A 24,690-nucleotide genomic window follows, 5' to 3' on the forward strand; every position below is an offset into this window, starting at 1 on the left:
GCTCTGTAACCAAATAGCTGGAAAGCTAAACTCGCGCCCAAGGAAAAGACTTGGGTTCTTTACACCTCAGGAGTATATTCATGCGCATCTGTAAAAAGTGTCGCACTTCAAACTTGATACTAAGCATGCGCTACTTCTATTTGTGCGCTCCAAGATATTGAAAAGTAGCATGATATGAAAGGCTTTGAACACTGAAGTGAGACGGGCAGCTACAAAACTTAAACTCGATTAAGAGACGAGAGTTGGCTAGAAGAAAAACGCACTGAACTGCTCTACTTTCACTGGCTTCAAATTAGAAAAGGATTCTTTCCTCGTACTTCAACAGCCACACCAAAAATAATTAAGGTTCTCTCAAAAGCCACCACGAAAATGAAGACGCGCCAAAGAAATAGGCTAAGAGTTAGAAACCGTAAACGGTGAAATCAAAGCGAACACTCCACATATAGTGCCACCGGAAAGAACGTGAAATGCACCAACTGAAAGGTGTAAAGACGAACGCCAACACAGATAAACACCAAAACTTATGACCTTTGATATCAAACCCGTACTAACGCCCTGTTAAGGTGTGAGCAACGCAATTCCGATGCTTCCGCATACCACCTTAAACACTAAACGCAACGCATAGTAAAAATGCCACGCGTTGCGAATCACTCTTAAACAGTTTGTTATGCGCGTTTTTCAACGATCACAGCAGTTCCAACAGCTGTAACCATAAACATTGATTTTCCACCGCCAGAAACTTCATCTACATCGATAGATACACCTACGATAGCATTACATTTTTTACTTGCTGCCTGCTTTCTCAACCCAAGAAGTGCATCAGATTTAATTTGGTCGAGTTTATTGTTATATGTCCCAGATTGACCGCCAACAATATCTCGAACTCCGGCGAGGATATCTCGCAAAAAGTTCGTACCAGCAACCACAGTTGATGTAATGACACCGTGGTTTTCAACAATATCTAGATCACTTGATATAGCATTTGTGGATGAGGTTTTTACAAATTCGTAGTTATCTTTACTCTTCAGTTGAGACTCCCAAGTTGCTATCGCCTCCTCTGCACTCGAAGCCTCACAACTATCGCTCAATATCTTGAAGCCTTGCTCCATAAACGAGCCAATCTCATCGGATGCTGTTTGTGACATTACATCCACTGGTACAACGACACCGGATTTTCCAAAAACAATGTACTTATTCATCTCTCTAAACTCATTTTTACACCTCAAGCGCATAACGCTTGTTAGCCGACAACTTGCCGTTTTTCACTCCTACATAATGCACTCTTAGTCATATCGGTTCAATTAAAAATCAATACGTTAAAGTACGCAAAGAGATACTAAGCTGCAAAGTGTCGCCTAACAACGGGAACACTAATTTTTCAATTCAATCGGTTAAATCTGAATAGGGTAAATTCAGATTCATAAGACATAAATGAGTAAAACATCTAACAATAAAAGGGGTAAAGACGTGTTTATCGAGATCGACTCCAATACGTCCTTTGACAAAAATGAGTTTGGAGCTCTACTTTAAGTGTGGCAGCAGGTTAGCTTTTAAGAATTATTAGGAATGAACAGGCGAGTAAAACAGAAATTAGCCAGGCTAAAAAAATTCAGATAATAGGCTTAGTTAGTTCATCAACTCATATACACGCTTTGCTTTACTACAACTTTTGTAGCTCCATCTGATTAATATTTACGCTTTTCTGTGACTCCTTTATCTTCGTTGTATCTCTCTAGTTTTCGACTACCTTAGCTCCTGATATATTGCAATTAAGCAAAGTTGATACAGTAAAGTAGTTATGTAACAAAACAAGGTGCGGCCAAGCCAAGGCCAACAACTAAGCACCTACCCTTTACACAAGCCGTTTTTTGGCATTCATGCGTAACAATCAGTTCTTCAACGATCTGGAGATACAAAATGCAAATAGATGGACATCATACCCTGACCTACGTGGTAGCTCGGTTCGCGGGCATATCGCACCATAACGCAGAGATAGTGGCTTACTCAGCTCAATATGTGGATGAAGCAACAAACGATAAGCCTATATATTTTGACAACGGTGCAATGTTTGACCGCATAGTCTCGGCACATAAAATGCTCGACTATCGGAACACGCAAGAACTAGCGAATCATCTGGTTTGGATACCCTTCCACTTCCTTCCTGGCAACCAAGGACTCCCCTGGGACATAACACCAGATGGTTCATTTATTCATCGATTGGTTTGTAAACCCGACAGTTATGTAGCAAGGGACATGCTACATATGGTAGCTACACATTGGGATAAACCATTTGCAGCTCACCTCATGGGTATTGCAATGCATGTGTACGCAGATACATTTGCCCACCAAGGCTTTGCTGGCGTCATTCATGATTACAATATCGTGAATGAACTAGATTCTTCATCTACGTCCACTTTAGAAGGCATTAAAGATAGATTAATGAGCCAAGGGATCTCGTCGGCATCACCACTCGGCCACGGCGCCGCTCTGTCTTTTCCCGATCGCCCCTACGCATCATGGAGTTATATTAACGGTGAAGGATTACCCGTAAAACGAAATAATACAGCAATCTATCTCGATGCCGCGAACGCCATGTGTAAAGTGCTTCAATGTTGGAATAGTGGTGACACCCAAATCAATGTCGATGAGCAGCCTGGACTAACTTCCGAGCAATACTCCATTATTGAGCAGACTTTCCTAGAACTCGATGACGACGATGGTCATGCTCGTCATGCTAAATGGATTAAAAAACTACAACAAGGCAGTTTTGGGTTTGAGCCCGTTAATTTGTCCTTCGATAAAGATGGAAGCAACAGTTGGAAAGTCATAGCAAGAGGGCATGGTTCGATCCAAGATGATGATAAAGTTGTTTACCACTACACAGATGACTTTCTGCACTCAGACTGGAAAAAGTTTCATGACGCTCTAAAAACGTATCGGTTAGAACTGATTCGAGATATCTTACCTCGGTACGGTATCTGCGTTGCTTAAAACGAAGAGAATAAGGCTTAGTGATATATGAAACATAAAATCCTATACAGTATGATACCGACAATACGCTTCAAAGTTGTTTTACTTACAGTGGTTACGTTAGCAGGGTGTGCATCAAATGAATCAATAACGATGCTTACCCAATACGCTGAACAAACTACGAAAGTTCAAGGTGCCCTGATGAACGTGTATGAGTCAGCAGATGATGCTCGAATCAGTGCAGAGCTAGTTAAAGCGACACGGGATGGAATAACGGGAAATAGATTAAATATAGCGACCATAGACAATTCAGGACAAGAACTTCTACTGTACAACCTACAGCAGTATTCTCAGAGTATTTACGCTTTGGCCACAAATGACCGAAGTGAAGCGTTAAACAAGTACTCCCAAAAACTGAACGAATCATTAGTGTCACTATCAGAGTCGCATCATGCCGAATACATTAATTCCAGTGATATCGAACTTCTCTCAACCAGTGTAAACGCTATTGCGAGGGCCTATACAGAAAAGAGCCGCTATGACCTACTAAAGAGTATTTTGATAGACTCAGAATCCATCATTCAAAGTTCGTACGAAGCTTTGAAAGGCGAGTTGGGCTCATGGAAACAGGCAACCAAAATTAGCTTAGAAAAAGAATTGCAAATTCGCCTGTATCTACTCAACAACCCAAATCGTTGTGAAGAACTCAATGATAGGCGCTGCGTGACATTCCATCATTCATTGGAAGAAAGAGTTAATGCCTATAGAAAGACGTATGAGCTAAAAATCCGCCTAAACGACCTAGACGCTAACTACGCAAAGCTTGAGCGTGCATTGGGAGCGATTCAACAGTTAAACAAATCTATTGTTGTATCCCTTAAAAGCGATGACGACTTAACTAAGGGGGCGGCGAAGAAAGCACTGCAGTCGACTAAAATGCAGATCGATGCAATCAAAGACTTTCGCGACACATTAGGAGAATGACCACATGCACGACAAGAATGCGACCTACGAAGAACTCCAAAGTGCGTATGACGAGATCCACTCGTTTCTTAACGACGAAATGGTTGGGCCAGAACACGACTCACTCATTGCAAGTTTTGAAGAACTAGGTGATAAGCTGCAAGAGTATCACTCCCAACTTATTGAGAAGAATTCAAGCACGTTCAAAGCTTCATTGGAAGAACTTGATGAACTAATTGCTAGCGCCAAAGAAGGAATAAAGGAGCTAAAGGAAGTAGACAACAAAATCAAAAAACTGGCTAAAGTAGCCCATGCTGTTGATAAAGTTGTAGAGCAAATAGGCAAAATTATCTAGTGTCAAAGAGTACTGGCGCTCACCTATAGCGCCAGTCACATTCGAAGTTTAGTCAAGCTCCCTGTGGAGTTACCTTCACATCAAACAAGTTTTCCGACAATAAACCCAACAACGAACCTAATCCAACTTCTATACAAGAAAGTGTAATTTTGAGACTTTGAGGATCGCTTGCGATACCAAATGAGATGACTCAACTAAATCTACATTTACACCAATTTTGACGAAATTTCGTTGGCCGTGATTATCGCTTGAACTAGATCGCTTGGCTTTATCGTGAAAGGCATATTATGGATGGTTTCGCTAGACTCACATGCAGCATCAGCCACGACTTTAAGGTGAGCTAATTCGATTTTAGATATACCCATTTCTTTCAACGTCGTAGGAAGCCCTAGTTCACGACAAAATTTAATAATTGCTTTTAGCTCATCGGTATCAGATCTTTCTAGTACAAGTTGAACAATAGTGCCAAAAGCGACTTTTTCGCCGTGTAACAAATGATGACATTCGTTGAGTTGCGAAAAACCATTGTGAATAGCATGAGCAGCGGCCAACCCCGAACTTTCGAAACCAATACCACTTAAATAGGTATTCGCTTCAATAATATTCTCTAGAGCAAGTGTCACTTCACCATTATCAACACTACGCTTAGCATCAAGACCAAACTTCAATAAGGTTTCATATGCGAGCTTGGCCAACGTGAATGCAGATAAACTCGGTATACCTCCTGCCATGGTGGTACGCTGATATTGATAGTTAACTCTAGCTTCAAAATATGTGGCTAGTGCATCTCCGATACCAGCAACCAGCAAACGAGTAGGAGCTTTCGCGATAATATGTGAGTCAACGACGACAAGATCTGGATTTTTACGAAGTGGAAGGTATTCTAAGAATTCACCTGACTGTTTATAGACGACCGAAAGAGCACTCGTTGGAGCATCGCTCGAAGCTGCTGTAGGACAAACTACCACTGCGATGTTCTGTAAATGACTTATAGCCTTAGCACTATCAATGACTTTTCCGCCTCCAACACCAATAACGACATCAATAGACTTTTCTTTTACTAAGAGTCCTAGCCGTTCAATTTCTTCATAGCAGCATTCACCCGAAAATAGTTCTATCTTCTTAAATACACTGTCAGAAAAATCAATACTCACCTTTTCGCTTATTGTTTTATCAATGATCACCAATGCTCTGGTACCCAAATGCATCACCAAAGACGCCAGCTCATTAAGTACATGAGGACCTTGAACATATTTAGCAGGAGAAAGAATTACTCGATTCATAATAAATCCTTGAAATAATAGGACCGTGTTATGAACACACAACACGGTCATCTGATAGTTAGTAAACGTCTTTAAGGATTAAGCTTTTAACTTTTGACATTTCTTCCAGCGTGGATGAAACCCCTTCACTTCCAAAGCCACTCATTTTGTGTCCACAGAAAGGAATTTCGAAACTACGATAGAAACTGGCTCCATTGACAACAAACACGCCACACTCGATTTGTTTAGAGTATGCGATGGCCTTTTTGTAGTCAGTAGAGAAAACACAAGCACTCAGAGCATAAATAGAGGCGTTAGCAATACGAATAGCTTCCTCTTCAGTATCAAAAGGAATAATGGACACTACTGGACCAAAAATCTCCATATTTGATGCGACATCGGCTGTTACGGGGACGTCCGTAATAATCGTTGGGCTGTAACAAGCGCCTTCTCTTGTTCCACCAAAAACTAGTTTCCCCCCCTGTTCAATTGTCAGTGCGACTTGTCTCTCCACTGACACAGCAGCCTGCTCGCTGATAAGACAACCAAAATCTGTTGACTCATCTTGTGGGGAGCCTAGGTGTAGTTGCTGCAGTTGAGCGATGCTTTTCTCGATGAATGTGTCTACTTTCGACTTGTGAATGATGAAACGTTTACTTGCGCAGCAGACTTGACCCGAGTTGTACATACGTCCCCAAATCATCTCTTTTACTGCGAGATCGACATCGGCATCTTCGCAGACGATGAAAGCATCGTTCCCGCCAAGCTCTAATGCGACATGTGCCAGACGTGACGCACAAATATCCGCGATTTCGAGTCCAACAGGTGTCGAGCCCGTGAAAGTAACCATATTGACGTCCGGATGTTGCGTCAGCACTGGACCAATATCTCTACCCTCACCGATTAAACAATGAATCGCATCTTTAGGTACCCCCGCTTTCTTCAACAACTTAACCAACTCTGTGACAGTGAGGGGGTTGTTGGTAGAAGGTAACACAATGACTGAATTACCCATCATCAATGCAGGAGCTACCTTTTGACAAAATAGATCACAAGGAAAGTTAAAGGGTAAAATACAAGCAACAACACCGAGTGGCTCTCGCGTGGTGATCTGAAGATTAGACGCTTGGCCAGCTTCACTGGTACCAGGGAAGGAAGTGTCGTATAAATGCTTCGCCTTTTCGATAAATGCTAAAAATCCAATAGAGATATTATTAATTTCCGCTTGCGCTTCTTTAATCGGCTTGCCCGACTCTTGAGACAGTAAAGAACTAAGTTTGTCTTTTTCATCTTCAACTAAGGTTAGAAATTTATATAAAACAGTCGCTCGTGAGCTTAGCGGTAAATCACTCCATGTTTTCTGACCAAGAACTGCATCTAAGATGTGTTTTTCCACTTGCTTTTTAGTTGTCGTTTTCAACTCAGCGATCAGTTCATTATTGTATGGGTTATGGACATTTAGCATATTTTTATTTGACATGATTATTCTCAATATTCTTATTTTTCAAAAGCGGTAAATGAAAGCATCAGCCCGCCGCAAGTATTCGCACTACATTCGTTATATCCATATTCGCCAAAGGTGAACTCCACTACATAAGGAATATCACCACATTCCTCTTGAAGGATTTCGTGGACTTGATGGATCTCGTTGCCAATTTCCATTCGACGGCCAGCACAGTGAACGAGATGTAAAGCGCCCACTTTTTCCTTTGGCATCTTGGCAAATAGTTCCCGAATGGTGTGTCGGACTGCCCCGATCAGTTCCGCTTTCGTCGCTGACATTTGAATGAATGACGAACCTTCACAAATGTCGTTTCCAACGGACATGGACATATCATCATATCCAACGAGCGGGTGACGTATCGCGGTCAAAGAGCCTGTTATATCTTTGATGCCAATAGGCTTTAAAATAGACTTGGTAAGAAGTTGATCGCCGCGGAGGCTCTCTACTGTTTCTCCAATCCATTCGGCGTATTGTTTTAATGCAGGTTGATTATTAATTTCGCATACCACACGCTTGCCTTTCATTTTGGTGACAAGTCCCATGTTTATCGACTCGTGATATCCGTCGGCGTATTGATTAACAATCTTTTTGTTTGACAAAAATAACGCTGCTGCTGCGCCGTTTCTGGTTGACTCGCTTTGTGTAAACAATGCCCAACTCCCTTGGACCGAGTTGTCTGCTGCACTCCCACCAAACAAGGGCAAACGGCCAGTTTTTTGGCTGATACCTTCTAAGTAACTCTCTTCTTCACCTGGAGAAGAAACCATGTGCAAGAATGCGGGTTGCTGCTCAGAAACAACGAGACCTTGGTTTAAGCTATGACCCAATTTGAGCCCGAGAGTATAAGCTTCCAAAGAGTCTGATTGCTCAGAAGCGTTACTCACCAAAGACGTTCTAACTTCCAGCTGAGCATCGTAAATGGCTAAAGCGCATGCGAAACCCTCACGATTAAATAAATACCCATTTGGTGTAATGACTCCGCATGAGGACGTGTTTCCTATAATATTAACCTCACCAAGAACACTTTTAACGCCTTTAACAAGCTCGGAATGTTCATGAGTTTCACTGATGTATATAAAAATAATACTTGTTTTGGTGAGTTTTGATTTAATGCTTTTTCCAATATGTTCACCAGATTTAAAGCTATCTGGTTCGATATTTGAGCATACATGTGATTGAAGCATGTCGTTCTCCTTTTTCTTCGTAACCATTTAACCAATGGGCATGAACTAAAAGGTAGTAATATTCTACTATTAAAAAAAATGTGACGTCAGCCAAAATAAAATATCAACGAGAAAAATTAAAAACTGACCAATAACAAAATTACCATAGAAAACGAATAATCATAAAACGTTTGACTAATTAAGATAGATCAGGAGTAATAAAAACCGAGCAATCACCTTCAAATTATCACAACGACTTGAAAGCAAAGCTCTATTATAATCAAAACACATGTCTTTTGATTCGTCTATTGGGAGTCTTAAGCTTTATCAAATTATCTGTATTCAGTAAAAATCCACCTGCATAGCAGCTGGCTTTTAAAGGCCCCCTAGAAGGGGCTCACTGTTAGTTGTCTAATCCCAACCGCATCTGTCACTCTTCTTCCTTTCCAACACGATCTTGATGTCGGACATATCTGCGTATTATTTCCTCATTCATCGGTACTGAATCAACGAAGTGGCCTCTTTGCTAAAATTTATTACCCAATAATTTCTTCTTTCTTAAATACAAAACTTATTGAATAAGTGAATTGCGGTTCGTCCCAGTCTTCTGGTGATTGACTGCCAAAAACTTTATAGTTCGAACAAATCCTGGAAACAACAGCATGATTATCATAGACGTTAATCGTCGGAGACCCCTATGTCTAACTTAAAACAGCCATTGGGAGCCTACTAACACGTCGAAACTGTATTGGACAATGGGGGTCATACGCCATGTTCAAAGTAATCACAAGTTAACAAGGACACATTTGCTTGAAGCTCAGCATATAACCTAAAGTGTGAACATTTAACTTGGCTAATACAAACAATAAAGCATCAGACAGCGTTTATTTTCAGGTGTGATCTTGATTAAATTTGTTAAATATTACACCTGTGTAGCAAGGATATACTACATGTTTTTTTGGTTGTTAATTAATGTACAGAGTCACGATGTTTTAGAGGATACAATTTTGATTAATAAAATAAAAACTGTTGGGGTAATTATCCCCTGCCTACTAATAAATTCGGTTTATGCTGACATTAGTAAACCACAAGGCCAAGCAATCGGAATTTTAAGTAGTATTTATAATGATAGCCAAGTACGCTATATCAATGCAAGTAATTGGCTAAAAGGTAGTATTGATATTCCATCACTCGCTATTATTCGTGAAGATATAATTAATAATCGACTGCGGTATTTTATAGACTTTAGCACAATTAAAGATGAATTATCCAAGAAAACTGCAAAATCTTTACTAAGAAAAAAAATTGGTTTAAGTTTTATAAGCGATTTCTTAATAATCAGTCCGCATAAAGATGAGTTACTATTCACACCTCTTGATAATGATAAAGACCCTAATATTAGTTTACTAGAAGCTGATAAACCCCAACGTACCTTAAGTCCTAGAGTAAGAGATTTTCTACCTAGCACGACACCTTCAGGTAGCAACTCATTACCTCATGTCGCATTCTATCTAAATGTCAATCGTACTATCACAGATCAAGAATGTTCTTTCCCAAAGTCACATTTATGGGATAACGGTGATAGAGTTTTTTGCGACAATCCAAATATTTCTCTGATTTATCGTGTTAACTTAGAACGATCATTACAATATGGCACAACAGGTGCTGCGACACCAGATGCAAAAATAGTTCGTATCAGTTTAGATGATGATACAACAGGTGCAGGTATTCATCTGAATGATTATCTCGATTATGAACAGATTAAAATAGGGGGTAGTGTATTAAATGCTTATTCTAAAGAATGGACTACAAACGCGATAGCTCAGGACTACCAATTTACTTTTAATGCTTCGAACAACAAAGCTCAAATTTTAAAAACTTTTCCAAGAGAAAACCTAAACAAAAACTATGAGGCAAAAGAAGTCTCTGGATTTCAACTTGGGGTTACTGGTGGTATTGAGGCAAATAAAGATGGCCCTAAGGGTAAATTAGAGGCAAATGCTAGCTATAATCAAAGTCGTTGGTTAACTTTTAATACTCATGATTATCGTGTAGAGCGCAATACAGCTAACGCGCAAAATATCCAGTTTAAGTGGAGTCGTGATCAATACGCAACTGCAGAGTCTCTATTGGATAGATCTACAGATGCTTTTTGGGTAGATAAGTATCCGGTTGATATTAATCAAATTAATCCTATTGGCTACGCAAGCTTTGTTCCTAAAATGGATGTAATATACATGGCTGATCCTAATGCTAGAGGAACGACGGATTTTACTATTGACTCTTCAGTTAATATTAGGCCCATCTATCATGCCGCATATAACTACTACTACATTTTGGGAGGCCACCAGTCATATTATGGATTTGAAAATTCTCCACGTCGCCGTGTAAGTAAAAGCGCTAGTTTTACAGTGGATTGGGATCACCCTGTGTTTACAGGTGGTAGGCCTGTTAATTTGCAGTTAGGAAGTTTTAATAATCGCTGTATTGATGTTGACTATGAAGGAACTATTAAGACTTCAAATTGTGATGAAACGAAATATTCTCAGTCATTTATTTATGATCAATTAGGCCGATATGTAAGCGCAAGTGACGTAAATAAATGTCTTGATGGAATGTCATTGGATCGTTTGCAAAACTGTAATTCGAATTTGAGTCAGCGCTGGGAATGGGAGGACGGTAGTGACCATTTGCGCAGTATTTTTTCAGGTCAGTTACTAGGGCATGATAACGTTTCCGGAGACCTAGGGTTGTATGCAGCGCAAAGTAGAGAAATAGGACTCCGTACTGTGACTTCCTTTACTAATGTGTTCAATACAATTAATGAATCAACAGTATTTGGTTCGACTTCCGGGCTTTTAGCTCAGCAGGAGTTTAATGATAGTAATGTGTTGTATATTCGTCATGGAGCCGCCATCAATGCTATTGGCACACAACCAGAGAATCTACATGGTGGGAAAGGTGGTCTTTTGAGCGCGATTAATCTCAACCAAGTTAAGCAAATTGAGATTACTTCAGGAGAACTCTATGGCAGTACTTACATCTTAAGTATGACTTTTAGTTATAATGACGGTTCAAAACAGATAGTTGGGTCCAGGGAGATAGAGACAATTACGCATGATGAAGTATTTGAATTGATACCAGGTACGTCAATTCAAAAAATCAAAGTCTGGTCTAGCGGATGGCTAGTTGATGGTGTTCAGTTTGTTCTGAACCAGTAACGTAAGTCTATTCTCTAATAGGCGGCTTTGTTTCCTAATTCGAGTTCAGGAATAAAGACGCCTATTATGAGTAATTGTTAGGTGACAGTTATCGTTTCAGGCATACCTGGTCCTGTGAGCTTGTTTAATGCTTTTATCATCGCGTAAGTCTCGCGAACTTGATCGTTGTAATTTCTTAAACTTAACGTACCGCCAAGTAGTTTCTTCACACAGAACATAACCGTTCTGAGAGTGAACTCTTGTGATAACCGTACTTCTGTTTCAAATACCTATTGTGAACCATATAGCTTCTGGCAACCGACCGCTAAGTTACGGGAATGACCTCGCTCCCATAAGGTTGCTCCTTCCCTAGGTTGAATGAGTGGAACAGCTTACTTGATACGAATAGTTTCGTAGCACAACCTTGTGTCGTAAACGCTATCGCCAGATATCTCCCAAATTCTTCGGCGAGTCTGTCTAAAGAAATTTTGAAGTGCTTCACCATCGCTCACAACCGGTAAACTTAGCTCTACGGCAATAATGTCAAAGGACGTTAACCATTTTAGCTCGCTGACTAATACATAATTAATGAGGGCATTACAATGGCAGTTGAGTGAGCCTGAAATTGGAGCTCATGAATCCTTGTGGACCTCGCAAGAGCATTGGAAATACCCGTTTAACCATGAGAGCTGTTGCAATCGCTAAATTACTAAACAAACGGGGTCTTACCCGTTTTGCCTTGCTTCATTTGATTTCATAACTTAATAGCTTCTTCATCAATCCAAAATGTCAGTGAACTGTGATTGATTGTAGCTTTGTTGTACTGCTTCCGGTCGGTTGTCTTGTAGCGAGATTTGGCTATTGGCCTAAGTGTTTGAATGAACTTAGCTGTTCAGATCGTAGGCTGATGATTTAATTCCTTGATTTATGGAACAAAACCAGAAAAACGAACTATCACAAAGAATGAAATTAATAAAATCTTAAGACCAAAACAGATTTTAACAGTCACTCACACGTAATAAATGGCATTCCATTAATAAAAGGCCACCCCCCAACAATCCATGTCAGAGACAGCCTAAATAGAATACATACACAGTTGCAGCCGAATAAATCCAGTATTCATCAACTAAATAAATCACCCAATGGTTTAGGCCTGCTGAACAAATATCCTTGAAAATAATTAATATTCAGCTTCTTGATAAAGTCATAAGTATCTGTATTTTCTACTCCTTCCGCCACAACCATAATATCAAGTTTTCTAGTTAAATCCGACATACTCTCCAATATACATCTCTTTTTAAAATCATACTGAGAGTCCAATATAAAAATTCGGTCTATCTTTAACTCATCTATTGGGAGTTTTAGGATTTTATCGAGCGATGAATATCCAACACCAAAATCATCAATTGAAATACCGACCCCGTATTGTTTTAATTTGAGTATATTTTTTATCAAAGACATAGAACAATCATAGTATTCAGTCTCTGTAATCTCAACTTTAAACCGGGAAGGACAAATATTGTACTCTTCGCATCTAGAAACAAAATACTTATAGAAACTGGAGTTTTCTAATAAACTAGGAGGCAAATTTAAAGAAATCCTATAAGGAACCTCATAAAATCCAATATCATGGATTGCATTCAAAAGAACATTATCAAACAAACGACAATGTTCAAATTTCGATAAAAACGCAGACGGATAAAGGACACCTTTATTCGGAACTTTGAGTCGTACCAATGCCTCCAATGCAACAACATCGGATTTGTTATCAATAATTGGCTGATAATAATTTATGAGTTGACCATTTTTCACGATGCTATCCCTACTTAAAGTTAACTCGTATATACATTGTGGCGGAATACTCCCCCAACGTGACTTGCGACTTCGGTTTAGTCAACACAGGTGCTGAAGTAAACAGAATTCTTTTATATCCTTTGGAATCAAGAGAAGTATTAAATTTGTTCCAGACATTGTTTATTACGTAGTTAGTCCCGAAAGTAGCGACAGATAACACAGATTTAATTTCAACACCATCCAAGTCAGTCTTCAAACCATACTCACTAAAGTCACCAGTAAACTCGATTTCAACTGGAACATTTGAGTAATTACAATAAATATTTGTGACATGTATTAGAGGTGAAATTTGAGTATTTTCGCTTGGCATCTGGTCATCAAAATCGCTTAGAAATGACGTTTTAAACTCATATTTTTTGTTAAATGCCCCTGTAGTGTTGCAGTAATGACCACTCGATAACCGACCGTTAACCTCAAGCAACCGCATAACGGCTGTGCTAGAATCTGGGTGATCACGTCTGCGCATTTTAAAATAGCCTAGAGGTGAATTATTGATCTCTTGCCAACCTATAATAGGAGCCAGTAAGCGAATTCTTAGTCGCCCTCTAGTTAAGCTGGATAAAGTAGAAGGACCCCGACAATAACTTTCTTCAGTTTTATTACTATATGCTCCAAAAGGAACTGTTTTTTTTACGAAAGCCGACTGCCAGTCATTCCAAATTTCCGTTTCCAGAGAATATGCGAGGTTGCTGGTTCCCGGTATTGAGTACCATGGAACACCATCATAATTGTCTACGTAGGTAGCATAGGGGTTTGTATCTCCAGTAAAAAATGTTTCAGCGACCCACCAACTTACAGCACAATCACACTGAGCTGTAAGAAGTGCTGTAGAAAAAGTATTATCATAGATAATGTTGTTAGCCACATTTTGAGCTTGCGTTAACGTAATTGAACCTATTTGAACTACAGACCTTTGATTTCCAGAAGTATTGACGCAATTGAAAGTCTGAGCGTATGAGACGTCTGGAAATATGGCGAATAACAAACTCAGCACCAACTGACCAAATAGTACATAGTTATTTTTCATCTTAATCAACTCATTCGGCTGTCATAGCAAAAGATTTAGTATATATTCCACCGTACTTGTTGATAAACTCAACAAATACACTTTTACCGCTAGGGCATTTAGTATTCAAATCAAAGTATGTCGTTGAATTAGGTTTAAGCTCCGACAGTGAATACTCTTCTGAAAGCACATCTTCATTAAACAACACCTTATTGATTGAAATGTGACCATCAGTCTTATTACTTACAAACAAACTAGTAGATGATTTTCCACACCCGATTTCAATTGCATTATCATAGTCAATTCTATCCGCTTTTTTTCGGACAAATATTTTTATTCTCGATGATAACACCACATTAAGACCTAATTGCGTGTTATCTGTCTCCTCTTGAATTTCAAAATAATACAAGCGTCCTTCTGTGAGATTTTTCTCCAAGGAAAACAACCTTACTATTCGTGACTCTCCTGGTTGCATTTTAATAAAATTGGGGGTTAATAAAATTTTATCAGTGCGCTGAACTTCATTTTGGTCAGTCACTAAAATAGAGACATTCTTCACCACTTCTGAGTTATTTCTTAATACAACTTCGCCAGGCTGGTTTTGAACAAGGATCAACCGAGTACGATCTATCGTGACTGCTGCATGACCCTGAGATGAAATTATCATCAGCATTACTAAATAATATAATCTGCGCATTTTAACGTTCCAAAATCGATTACAAGTTTTTCCGAATCAATTGGTAAAGAATATTCACAATTTAACTCGGGTATTCTAAGCGAGACTTCGTCTTGCCCTGGTTTTAAGATAAATTCATTTGAAATTAGTCCATTGGGACCGATGTATAAAACCTCATCACCTAGATGCACTTCCATGCCTTTAACAGTTTTTCTAGAGTGGGATTCTACGTAGCCAACTAAATACTTTATCAAGTTGACTTGGACATCAAAGTGGTAAATACCATTAGGTTTAGGAGTAACATTCAATACATCTTCATCACCTAGGCTTTTATCCACAGAGCCTTCCGTTAATGAAACTTCTTCTGAAGCAAAATGAGAATTTAAAGGTATGATCAACACCCCATCATCGTTAGGCCTATTTCTAGCTGACAAAGTTTCGGAGTTACTATCCAAAATCATTAAGGTGGGTGTCATCAGTGATGTCAGATAAAGGTTATTTTTTGAGTATATCGCTCCCCCAGATAAACTCAGACTTCTAGTCTCAAAAAGATTAGATTTACTGTATCCTACATTCAAGTTAGTATCTTCAGTACTAAGCCATGCGTCTGCCGATTTTGTTGTACCAATTCTACTGTTGTCTTTTCTAACTGATACAGACATCCCCTTATCTCTGTCATCAGATGTGTAACTCGCTCTAGCATAATAGCCGCGATTACTTACATCCCCGTACCACTGTAATTTATCAAAATCAACACTCATAGTAAGACCAAAATATTCATCTTCGTCACTACTATTGGTATAATTTAATGTCATACTTCCAAGCCTATTAGGTATCGAGTAGTCAACTGACACTTGATTGAGATAAATCTCACTGGAGTTATTCGATAGATCTATCAATAAACTGTCGTCGTTTAGTATTAATCCTTTTCGATTATACGTTGCATTTAACTGGTAGTTATTGTCTTGATAATACTTGCCATATAGATTGAAGCCATCCCCTGTAGACATATTGATCCCAGCATATGATCCCCATGTTTTATCATATCCAAACAATAAATCGTTATTTAGGCCAAACATCAGACTTTTGATACTGAGATTAAGCTGACGATCCGATGTAGAGTAATATCCATTCAAACTGACGCTGTAATAATCGAACCCCCTCACCCCTTCATATTCAACAACCAGATCTTCATTGCTCTCACTCAGTCCAAGCTTAGCTCCCCATTCATAACTACCACTTTTGTAAAGCGAAGCCATGTTATTGGAATAGTCATATGGGATATTTATATACTTTTTTTTCAAACCAAGTTCGGATATAACCAATGTCAGATCATTAGTATTGACATATTGATAGGATTCAATTTTAGATTCACCGCCTGACGTAGACATTGAACTAATTAATTGATTTCCTTGATATAGCTCCACATAGGCTGGACCTCCGGTGGTAAAAGAAATCGGCGGCGTATAGATCAAACTATCATCATTCAATAACCTTCTGTTGTACTCGACACCCACCCCATAGATTTTTGAGGAGTTACCTTGAATTTTCCCTACTGAATAAATCATAGGGCCTTCCTCACTGATAGACTCCAAATATAAAGAATCAAGGTTGAGTTCTGAGCGACTATCATAATCATAGTAAGAAAGCTTAGAGATCACTGTCGACCTTTCAAAGCTTAAGTAATTGTTCAAACCACCAGTGAAACTATCGTTATTATTGATATTTGAGCTATAATTCATCCAATAATTGGAATAGTTTGCAACATTACCAATTTCAAAGGTCTTTATCTCTGTTTCAGAACTAGACTCTTCAGATTCAATGTCTAAGATTAGGTTTATTGATTGCTCTCTATCATCTAGTTCAATAAACATACCGGGGATATCTTCATAAGGCATAGAGATATATTCAACTAAATCTATGTCATTGTTGTAGATGATATTACTTGCAACTTCACTGCTTAATAATGGTTTGTCATTTATATAATCAGTTTTATATACACCAATTATATTTCCATTTAATACAACTTGGTTAACTCGACTTGTATTTTTGGTGCTATCATCAACAGTCTTATCCACCGTTAATAAAGAATATTTCAGGGAAAGATCACTTTCCTCATAGCACACAAGGAAGGGGATTGACTTCAGATTGGTATTTTTTTTCAGAAAGCTTATATGTCTTTTTGCCTCATCTAATCCATCATAACCAGAAATGTAAACTCTCCATTTCCCAGAAAGTAATTTTCTTACTTCTAGCTTTGGAGTAGAATCTATTTCAAGAAGAGATTGAAATTCATTAAAATTCGGCTTCTTATAGTCTGTATATAAAGATACCTTAGTTTCTCCCGAACATTCAGTTGCTTGTGATACATCCCAATACGAAACTGGAATTATATTATCTTCTTTATATTTCATTTCTTGAGCAAACAAGAACAATGGACAATAGAGAACGAAACCAAGACGTAATTGGCCAAAATGACTCATATATATTGATTCATATTATAGTTTGGAAACACCCTGTACCTGAATGGCACAGGGTGATGTTGAGCGAGTAGTTAAAAGTTGTTATCTTTTATTTGTAAGCCACTTGTAGCGAAATCTTTCCACCAAACTGCCCTGGTGTTAAAGTTGCCGAATGCGCATAAGGTTGAGCTTTAAAAAGAATCGCGCCTGTACTTGGAGTATACGCGGCTGTATTAGTAGACAAAATATCAGTATAACCTGCATTTACAACATTGGTACCATCAGCTAGTTTAACTTGTACTCCAGCGCTTGCATTTCTACCATCAGTAACAACGCTTTTATCAATCACACTATCTGCGCTTGTGACCTTAATTTCAGCACCTCTTGTAAATACACTCGTACATGAGCTGCTTTCAGGTACAACTGAAAATGGTACTTCAGTGCCAAAAACAGCGCCCGCTGCCGTTGCAGCTGAGTCGTCAAACACTCCAAAGTCAATAGTATTAACAACCCCATTAGCTGTTTTAATTGCAAAATCACATGTTGCTGTTGAAATTAAACCATCAAACTGAACCTCAGTAACATTTTGGCCAACAGCCAATACACTACTAGAACTAAAAGACGTCAATAATGATAATGCAATAATATGTTTTTTCATAAACACCACTTTAAACTTTTAAAAAGATTCCACTTAATAATAATATGACCTCCGTTTCATGGATCTATTATCGCATGGCACTCTAAATAGTGGGTGGTATTTATATACTACATACTATTTTTTCTAATTTTATACTATTTGTCATATCTTTTAATAAAAACAGTTCCACTGCTGCCCAAAATTTTGCTTGGTCGAGTTTTAAACAGCCTCTATATTAGCACTCCTTACAAGTCAATATCTTTCCCGTCATTTGATATTGTTCTTAACTGGTGACTCCATTAAGTTTATGTTTATTAAAATGTAAGAATTAATGTTGCTAGATGGTAATGAACTTTTATACTGTTTTACGGCATTGATTTTGCAATCAGTATTGCTTTCCAAATTGATACAGGTACGCATCAGAACGATAATCTGATACGTACATTCTTATATTTTAAAGAAACCAAGATCACTCTTCTGGGTCTCTGCAAGCATAGCGAGATCAGAAGATGCTTGAAGCGTATCATTCATGCCAGAAACGTTTTGTTGCACAAGGTCAAACGCCAACGTGGTGTTCTTAGAGATATCTTCAGTCACGCTAAACTGCTCTTGAGCGGCAGTCGCTACTACTGTGTTAATTTCTGAAATAGATTCAACAGAAGCCGAGATGTCCTCAAATGAGGCCTTGATGTTGTCTGCAAGTTGGACTGAGTGCACGATAAGCTCAACGTTCTGAGCCATATTAGTTTGCGCTCGCTCTGATTGCTTTTGCAGCTTCTCAATAATTTCTTGGATACTAACCGTGGATTCTTGTGTTTTAGAGGCTAGGGATCTCACCTCATCAGCAACTACAGCAAATCCACGCCCGTGCTCGCCTGCCCTAGCCGCCTCGATTGCAGCATTCAAGGCAAGCAAGTTGGTTTGTTCCGAAATTGAATTGATTACCTCCGTTACTGAACCAATTTCAATCGCAAACTGACGAAGCTCATCAACAATGTTCGCGCTTTCATTCACGGATGAGTGAATAGAGCCTGTCAGAGTAATGTTTTGCTCCAATGTTTGCTTACCAGACTGTACATTTTCCTTGGCCTTACAGGCTTCTCTTTCTGCAACTAGTGCTTGCTGGCTCACATCCTGTGAAGTTGAGGAAAGCTCAGTAATAGCAGTAGAGATTTGCTCTACCTGAGACAGTTCCTCCTGCGCGTTAGACTTGGTGTCATTCATCACTGCATTCAGTTCTTCCGAAGCAGACGCCACATTCTCGGAAATGCTGTGTGTATTTTGGATTAACTCCGACAGTTGATTCGATAGTTTAATGAGTGACTGATAAATGCCTGTTTCATTCCCCGTTGGGGTAATGCGCTGTGTAAAATCGCCATCAGCCATCTTCTCCATCAAACCTGCAATCTCAGTCGGAGTACCACCGACAGGAACTAATACAAGTTTGTTCACTGTCACCAATAATATACTTAATCCGATAATCAAACTTATGGTGCCCACAATGGCTGAAGTGACTAATTGACTGTCTGCTCCTTTCTTAATTTCTGCATCTTTGATAAAACTGACCAACTTCCAACCTCCGATATCGAGCTGTGTCCAAAATGCAGTAAACGCAGTATCGTCTCCTTCAACGACCTTGCTATAGTTCATTTCCGGTGTACTCGCACTAAAGCTTTTGTAAAGTGGAAGCTCTTGGTAAATGTTTTTGCCACGTAGACCTGGATATGGCGCGGCTAGGATAGTGCCATCCTCTGTATACAGGAACACATCCTTTCGCTCTGCAACAGACTCTAAAAAGGAATCTAGATACACAGAGGTAATAACAGCAATCGAGTTGTCTATTTTATAGGCCATCACAACGATTTCTCTATTGGTCACAGCAGAGACAAATGGTGGAGAAAAGAAGAATGTTTTGCCTTCATTGAATACAGCTTTATAGTAATTACGCCCAAGGTCTCGAACGTTGAAGTCTAGCTTTTCACCTTTGGCATTAAAGATCCCTCCTTCGACATCGATAAGGTAAGCGCCTTCAATAAATTGAGTTTGAGTCCGATACAGCATCTCAAGTTGAATGATCGCTCTTTCCGAGAGGCCTTCATCAGTGATGTCGGCTTTACTCGCTTTAACCCCAGAGAGAACACTTCGATACCCCTCTATCCTTCGAGATAAATTTTCCTCAATTGTTGCATTCTTTTCTTGTAATACTTGTTTATTTAACTCGATACTCTCATTTTTAAAGGACACAAAGCTAATCGCTATTAACGCAACAACGATAAACGCAATAATAGCGCCAATAGTTCCTAAAATCCTTACCTTAAACTCGTTCATAAACCCTACTATTATTTTTATCTTTCTGGAAAATATAACCGCTTATATACAAATAAGATTACAACTCTACATCCATGATAATTAAGTGCTGTTCTTATTTTCCAAGAAGACCACGCACGATGTCCTAAGGAGAGATGTAAAGTTTCTAATATCTATATTTCTATCTAATGCTTCACTATAAAGTTCAGATATAAACTGAGCTCTAGATTTACCTTCAATCCCAGACATTTCATCTAAGACTGCCCAATATTTATTTTCCAATCTGATACTTGTTATATGCCCTAGAATCCGAATAGATCTGCTTCTGACCATATAGTTTTCTTTTGGTTGACCTATAAATAGTTCGCACATGGAACCCACCTCAACTTAACAAAAATTTTATCAATTAAACTAAAACACTACATAGTACTTTGATTTCAGAAACTAATTTATTAGCGTAATTTGATAATTCGCTATTAACATCAAGAGCATTTAATTTCAAATCAGCCACATGACCAGATAGTACATATATTGCTTTGGAGTCTATATATTTACAATGCTTTGAAATTATTCTTAATTTCTTTAACTCGAGTTCGATAAGAAAAATCATTGATTTGAAAATATCATCAGTATCGTTATTAGAAGGTAATGAGCTTATATAGTTAATGGTTTCAGAACAGCTCCTACAAACTGTAGTACTTCCAAACTTGATACAGTCATGATGTTGAATACAACAAAAATCACACTTACACAGCATAATATCTTTCTCAGATTATTTATGAATATTAAGCTTTAAAGAAACGTAGCTGTTCTTTAAGACCATTTGACACACTGACTAATCCTGTAACTAGCTCACCGCTATTACGGATATATTTCATGTTTTCATCAACAGATTGCGTTAATGTATCAATTTGTTTAGATACTTCCTCGACTACAGACGCTTGTTGCTCCGAGGAAGCACTAACGGACGCATTCATATCTAAAAGAGTCCTTATATTTTCCTGAATGACAGAAAACTGATTCTCTAGTTCAAGTCGACTATCATTGTAACTTTTGATTAGAGTCATATTTTCTTTGACAAACGTATCAAGCTTTTCTGACTTCTCCTTGAGTATTTCAACAATGTCTTGTATCGATGATGTAGATTGTTTTGTCTCAGAAGCTAGTTTTCTGACTTCGTCAGCAACCACAGCGAAGCCTCGACCATACTCGCCTGCTCTAGCAGCTTCGATTGCTGCATTCAGTGCTAATAAATTTGTTTGTTCAGAAATTGTATCTATCATCTGAACAATCTCACCTACACTGGTCGAGCTATCGATGATTCCATTAGAAATTTCTGACGAATCAATCGTAGATTGAGTTATTTGATCTCCAATACGTTGAACTTTCTTTAGTATATCCCTACCCTGTAATACCTGTTGTTCAATTGCTTCATTAGTTTTACTTACTGTCGTCGCATTGCTTGCAACTTCTTTAGAAGATTGGCTAAGTTCTACGCATGCCGTCGCTATTGATTCAAATTCCCCCTGCTGTTCTATGCTGTTCTCTACCACTACATCGATATTTTCTCTGTTATCTTTAGAGTTTTTATCCATAATTTCAGTAGCACTAACAATTTCACCAACAATAAGGGCAATACTATTTCTTAATAAGGTTACGGATCGATCAATTGATGACAATTCATTATGCAATTCGGTTTGTTCATATTCAGAGAAGTCACCCTGAGCTAAACGATCCAGCCTGCTTTTAATATAGTCTATGCCGACTAATTCTTTCCTTACAATTAGAATGATTGATGCAACTATAACCAGATTAGTTCCGACAATTATCCCTATAAATATAAGTATTTGCTGTGAGTTTTCATTTATAACTTCATTCTGACTGACAAAGTTATATAGATTCATGTCACCGAGTTCTTTTTTGGAAGCTGAGTACCAATCTCCATCCGGAGTTTGATACATCAACACTTCACTCCCTAATTCAGCAAATACTGGCCGTATTTGGGTTAATTGACTGCCAACCCAATCAGAATTGGAAGAGTCAGCGGCTATAACATCGCCATCCAAGTTAGTAAGCGCGTATTCCAGTCCTAAGTTTGGTACTAGATTATCTAGAGCCACGTCAAATCCAAGTAGACCAATAAGTCCACCTTCATTTTTTATTGGTACCGATAAAGTAATTGTATAATTGCCAGTCCAAGACTTATACGGACGAGTCAAATAGTAATTGGATGGATCCCTTATAACAGCGTTGAACCACGTTCTAGATTCCTTTTTGGCATTAAAATCAGAAATCCAACCATTAGAAGTCAATACTCTTCCTTCTAAATCGGCGACGAAAACTTCAGTCAATGCTTCAGTTTCACCTGCGGTATGCTTTAGTACAGACTGTAAATAATCATTTTTATCTTTGTCGTACGACCAAGATGATGGCAGACTCGATAACGCGTAAGCGATTGATTTTGCTTCATCGATGAATGAATTCATCTCCGAATTATAGGAAACTTCAATAATTTTTCTCGACTGCTCGTCAAGTTGTATTGCGTCAGCGTCTGCTAGAGCCCTTAGATAGTGATATGTTGCTAATGTGACAAAAATTAACATGGCAACTAATGCCAATAGAGAATATTTTAGTATTTTTTTTAACATGGCAAGCTTGCTCAATTGGATTTTTACGCATAATCCCTTACAAGCATCATGGATATGTAGTACTGATACACTACATACATTAAATTTCCATACAATGTGACAACAATCACAATAGTATACTGATAGAGCAGTTGACTCTTGTCATATTAGGACAACTAACATGCTTAAATGGCCAGATTGGAATATTAAATGAGACATTTCTCCAATATATATCGAAATTCTCTTATGCAGGTTTTTCCTATTTTTTATTTTTCTATTAGGATATTTCTTACATATTTTATTATTTTAAATAAAATACTTTAAGTCTAGACGACGTATCAAAAATGACTTTATTTAAATTGGTCAAGTTGATTTGCAGATTTATTTTTTGAACGTAACCATTAGAAAGATCTGTTGAGTCATGTCAGATAAGTCACAAAACATCAATATATGATTGATACTCTATCCCCCTGAACTATAGCAATGGGATAAAATCTCAGTCTAGTCACTTCAAACGTCAGAAACGTCAGAAACGTCAGAAACGTCAGAAACGTCAGAAACGTCAGAAACGTCAGAAACGTAAGGTAGAGTATTTGATTTACAATAAACCTGTATATCATCCATTTTCCTTCTTGTTTTGACGCTATAGATTCGCAACAACTAACATTTAAAGAGATAGTATGCAAAAAACAACAGATACACTGAACGACTCTCTATCGGTTCACCCAGGCTGGGGAAAGATATTTCAACACGCACAAAAAGAGCTCCGTTTACAATCTTTGTTTGATAGCTGGCGAACTACCCCATCAAATCGCCTTTACTTGGAAGATTTGCGAAATGACTTATACGCACTAACCGATCCAGAACAAACTATTCCATTCATATCAAAATGTGCCAAGAGCGTTAACCCTTTCACATTTGGTTGCTTTAGTCTTTTGTTTTGGACTTCACCCTGCATTAAAACAGCCTTAAAAAACAGTGAAGAATATTCAATATTAATGAGCACCCCCATTCACCTTCAAAGTCAAACCATGGACAACGGCGATATCGAAATCTGGTTTATAGACAACGAAACAACTCATCACAGTCCAACGGTGACCCACCTTGGTACCCTTTTATATATCTTAACTTTAAGTGAGATGCTCCAAAGGTTGATTGATCATCCGGTCCCCCCCCTGGCTATTGAGTTAGTTTCTCCTGAGTTTACCGATAAACAATTAGATACCATCAGGCATATTTCAAACGTCTCGCTCAGTACAAATAAAACTCAGAATAAACTCTGTGTACCACATGAATTGCTACTAATTGGCAATCCATATTATGATGAGGAAGTCTATCACTCCCAATTAGATCTCGTTCGCGTCAAAGCGAGCGCGCTTAAGAAAAACGACATTATTACTAACATATTCAAATATTTAGATAGCATGCGTGACTTAACTACGGTATCTGCTGAAACAACAGCTAACTACCTTGCTATGAGCGTAAGAACTCTAAATAGAAAGCTCAACAATCAGAATACGTCCTACCGAGACGTGCTTACTAACTACAGAATCGAAAAATCTCTTCGACTCCTCAGTGACAACTCGCTAAATGTCACAGAAATTGCTTTCCAGTTAGGTTTTGGCGATGTTAGTTCCTTCTCAAGAGCATTTAAGGGATGGACAGGAACTACACCATTGAAGTTAAGAAATACTTAGCGTTTTA

The 24,690-nt window shown here is 38.5% G+C and carries 17 protein-coding genes and 2 pseudogenes; 5 read left to right on the plus strand and 14 right to left on the minus strand.

Features of this window, described 5'->3' with window-relative positions; genetic code table 11:
* Positions 1–665 precede the first annotated feature (665 nt).
* A complete protein-coding gene (locus GVO60_RS00010; RefSeq protein ID WP_025555217.1) occupies positions 666–1,199 on the minus strand; it encodes a YbjQ family protein in 534 nt (177 codons plus the stop codon).
* A gap of 718 nt (positions 1,200–1,917) precedes the next feature.
* On the opposite strand from GVO60_RS00010, the gene GVO60_RS00015 reads away from it, so the two are divergent.
* From GVO60_RS00015 to GVO60_RS00025, 3 genes are read left to right on the plus strand one after another with little or no spacing between them, the layout of a single operon-like run.
* Entirely contained in the window at positions 1,918–2,991 is a 1,074-nt protein-coding gene (locus tag GVO60_RS00015; protein WP_159650405.1) for a DUF6765 family protein, read from the plus strand.
* Positions 2,992–3,018: 27 nt separating this feature from the next.
* Positions 3,019–3,954, plus strand: a complete 936-nt coding sequence (locus GVO60_RS00020) for a hypothetical protein (RefSeq protein ID WP_159650407.1) — start codon at positions 3,019–3,021, stop codon at positions 3,952–3,954.
* Between the two features lie 4 nt (positions 3,955–3,958).
* Positions 3,959–4,288 (plus strand): hypothetical protein, encoded by a 330-nt coding sequence (locus GVO60_RS00025; RefSeq protein WP_031428126.1) that lies wholly within the window; start codon positions 3,959–3,961, stop codon positions 4,286–4,288.
* A gap of 206 nt (positions 4,289–4,494) precedes the next feature.
* Here GVO60_RS00025 and GVO60_RS00030 read toward each other — a convergent pair whose 3' ends face one another.
* The 4 genes and pseudogenes from GVO60_RS00030 to GVO60_RS22360 all read right to left on the minus strand — a co-directional run.
* Positions 4,495–5,571 (minus strand): glycerol dehydrogenase, encoded by a 1,077-nt coding sequence (locus GVO60_RS00030; RefSeq protein WP_031428128.1) that lies wholly within the window; start codon positions 5,569–5,571, stop codon positions 4,495–4,497.
* A gap of 58 nt (positions 5,572–5,629) precedes the next feature.
* Positions 5,630–7,030 (minus strand): aldehyde dehydrogenase family protein, encoded by a 1,401-nt coding sequence (locus GVO60_RS00035; protein ID WP_159650409.1) that lies wholly within the window; start codon positions 7,028–7,030, stop codon positions 5,630–5,632.
* A 17-nt stretch (positions 7,031–7,047) separates the two neighbouring features.
* Positions 7,048–8,238 carry an FIST signal transduction protein gene (locus GVO60_RS00040; protein WP_159404363.1) on the minus strand — a complete coding sequence of 397 codons (1,191 nt, stop codon included), beginning with the start codon at positions 8,236–8,238 and terminating at the stop codon, positions 7,048–7,050.
* A 409-nt stretch (positions 8,239–8,647) separates the two neighbouring features.
* Positions 8,648–8,817 (minus strand): annotated as a pseudogene (locus GVO60_RS22360) (transposase); the annotation flags it as partial.
* Positions 8,818–9,167: 350 nt separating this feature from the next.
* Here GVO60_RS22360 and GVO60_RS00045 point away from each other — a divergent pair.
* Complete coding sequence (locus GVO60_RS00045) at positions 9,168–11,438, plus strand: leukocidin family pore-forming toxin (protein WP_159650411.1); 2,271 nt, start codon at positions 9,168–9,170, stop codon at positions 11,436–11,438.
* Positions 11,439–11,515: 77 nt separating this feature from the next.
* Here the strand turns inward: GVO60_RS00045 and GVO60_RS00050 are convergent.
* From GVO60_RS00050 to GVO60_RS00090, 9 genes and pseudogenes are all read right to left on the minus strand, one after another.
* Positions 11,516–12,279 (minus strand): annotated as a pseudogene (locus GVO60_RS00050) (transposase).
* Between the two features lie 260 nt (positions 12,280–12,539).
* Positions 12,540–13,229 (minus strand): EAL domain-containing protein, encoded by a 690-nt coding sequence (locus GVO60_RS00055; protein ID WP_159650413.1) that lies wholly within the window; start codon positions 13,227–13,229, stop codon positions 12,540–12,542.
* A 10-nt stretch (positions 13,230–13,239) separates the two neighbouring features.
* Positions 13,240–14,298 carry a hypothetical protein gene (locus tag GVO60_RS00060; protein WP_159650415.1) on the minus strand — a complete coding sequence of 353 codons (1,059 nt, stop codon included), beginning with the start codon at positions 14,296–14,298 and terminating at the stop codon, positions 13,240–13,242.
* A 10-nt stretch (positions 14,299–14,308) separates the two neighbouring features.
* Positions 14,309–14,974 (minus strand): fimbrial biogenesis chaperone, encoded by a 666-nt coding sequence (locus tag GVO60_RS00065; RefSeq protein ID WP_159650417.1) that lies wholly within the window; start codon positions 14,972–14,974, stop codon positions 14,309–14,311.
* Positions 14,953–17,436 (minus strand): fimbria/pilus outer membrane usher protein, encoded by a 2,484-nt coding sequence (locus GVO60_RS00070; protein WP_159650418.1) that lies wholly within the window; start codon positions 17,434–17,436, stop codon positions 14,953–14,955. Before GVO60_RS00070 ends, GVO60_RS00065 begins: the two co-directional genes overlap by 22 nt.
* An 88-nt stretch (positions 17,437–17,524) precedes the next feature.
* Complete coding sequence (locus tag GVO60_RS00075; protein ID WP_159650420.1) at positions 17,525–18,073, minus strand: fimbrial protein; 549 nt, start codon at positions 18,071–18,073, stop codon at positions 17,525–17,527.
* Between the two features lie 426 nt (positions 18,074–18,499).
* A complete protein-coding gene (locus GVO60_RS00080; protein ID WP_159650422.1) occupies positions 18,500–20,380 on the minus strand; it encodes a methyl-accepting chemotaxis protein in 1,881 nt (626 codons plus the stop codon).
* Positions 20,381–20,461: 81 nt separating this feature from the next.
* Positions 20,462–20,731 carry a ribbon-helix-helix domain-containing protein gene (locus GVO60_RS00085; RefSeq protein WP_159650424.1) on the minus strand — a complete coding sequence of 90 codons (270 nt, stop codon included), beginning with the start codon at positions 20,729–20,731 and terminating at the stop codon, positions 20,462–20,464.
* Between the two features lie 413 nt (positions 20,732–21,144).
* Positions 21,145–23,007, minus strand: a complete 1,863-nt coding sequence (locus GVO60_RS00090; RefSeq protein ID WP_159650426.1) for a methyl-accepting chemotaxis protein — start codon at positions 23,005–23,007, stop codon at positions 21,145–21,147.
* 659 nt (positions 23,008–23,666) lie between these two features.
* Between GVO60_RS00090 and GVO60_RS00095 the strand changes: the two genes are divergently transcribed.
* Complete coding sequence (locus tag GVO60_RS00095) at positions 23,667–24,683, plus strand: helix-turn-helix domain-containing protein (protein ID WP_159650428.1); 1,017 nt, start codon at positions 23,667–23,669, stop codon at positions 24,681–24,683.
* Positions 24,684–24,690: the final 7 nt, after the last annotated feature.

Source organism: Vibrio atypicus (assembly GCF_009811315.1).
GTDB classification, from domain to species: domain Bacteria; phylum Pseudomonadota; class Gammaproteobacteria; order Enterobacterales; family Vibrionaceae; genus Vibrio; species Vibrio atypicus.

What these genes read in the sequence shown, in the direction of transcription:
- GVO60_RS00010 (WP_025555217.1), bottom strand. Translation starts at nt 1,199, where the DNA reads ATGAATAAGTACATTGTTTTTGGAAAATCCGGTGTCGTTGTACCAGTG.
- GVO60_RS00015 (WP_159650405.1), top strand. Translation starts at nt 1,918, where the DNA reads ATGCAAATAGATGGACATCATACCCTGACCTACGTGGTAGCTCGGTTC.
- GVO60_RS00020 (WP_159650407.1), top strand. Translation starts at nt 3,019, where the DNA reads ATGAAACATAAAATCCTATACAGTATGATACCGACAATACGCTTCAAA.
- GVO60_RS00025 (WP_031428126.1), top strand. Translation starts at nt 3,959, where the DNA reads ATGCACGACAAGAATGCGACCTACGAAGAACTCCAAAGTGCGTATGAC.
- GVO60_RS00030 (WP_031428128.1), bottom strand. Translation starts at nt 5,571, where the DNA reads ATGAATCGAGTAATTCTTTCTCCTGCTAAATATGTTCAAGGTCCTCAT.
- GVO60_RS00035 (WP_159650409.1), bottom strand. Translation starts at nt 7,030, where the DNA reads ATGTCAAATAAAAATATGCTAAATGTCCATAACCCATACAATAATGAA.
- GVO60_RS00040 (WP_159404363.1), bottom strand. Translation starts at nt 8,238, where the DNA reads ATGCTTCAATCACATGTATGCTCAAATATCGAACCAGATAGCTTTAAA.
- GVO60_RS00045 (WP_159650411.1), top strand. Translation starts at nt 9,168, where the DNA reads ATGTTTTTTTGGTTGTTAATTAATGTACAGAGTCACGATGTTTTAGAG.
- GVO60_RS00060 (WP_159650415.1), bottom strand. Translation starts at nt 14,298, where the DNA reads ATGAAAAATAACTATGTACTATTTGGTCAGTTGGTGCTGAGTTTGTTA.
- GVO60_RS00065 (WP_159650417.1), bottom strand. Translation starts at nt 14,974, where the DNA reads ATGCGCAGATTATATTATTTAGTAATGCTGATGATAATTTCATCTCAG.
- GVO60_RS00070 (WP_159650418.1), bottom strand. Translation starts at nt 17,436, where the DNA reads ATGAGTCATTTTGGCCAATTACGTCTTGGTTTCGTTCTCTATTGTCCA.
- GVO60_RS00075 (WP_159650420.1), bottom strand. Translation starts at nt 18,073, where the DNA reads ATGAAAAAACATATTATTGCATTATCATTATTGACGTCTTTTAGTTCT.
- GVO60_RS00080 (WP_159650422.1), bottom strand. Translation starts at nt 20,380, where the DNA reads ATGAACGAGTTTAAGGTAAGGATTTTAGGAACTATTGGCGCTATTATT.
- GVO60_RS00085 (WP_159650424.1), bottom strand. Translation starts at nt 20,731, where the DNA reads ATGTGCGAACTATTTATAGGTCAACCAAAAGAAAACTATATGGTCAGA.
- GVO60_RS00090 (WP_159650426.1), bottom strand. Translation starts at nt 23,007, where the DNA reads ATGTTAAAAAAAATACTAAAATATTCTCTATTGGCATTAGTTGCCATG.
- GVO60_RS00095 (WP_159650428.1), top strand. Translation starts at nt 23,667, where the DNA reads ATGCAAAAAACAACAGATACACTGAACGACTCTCTATCGGTTCACCCA.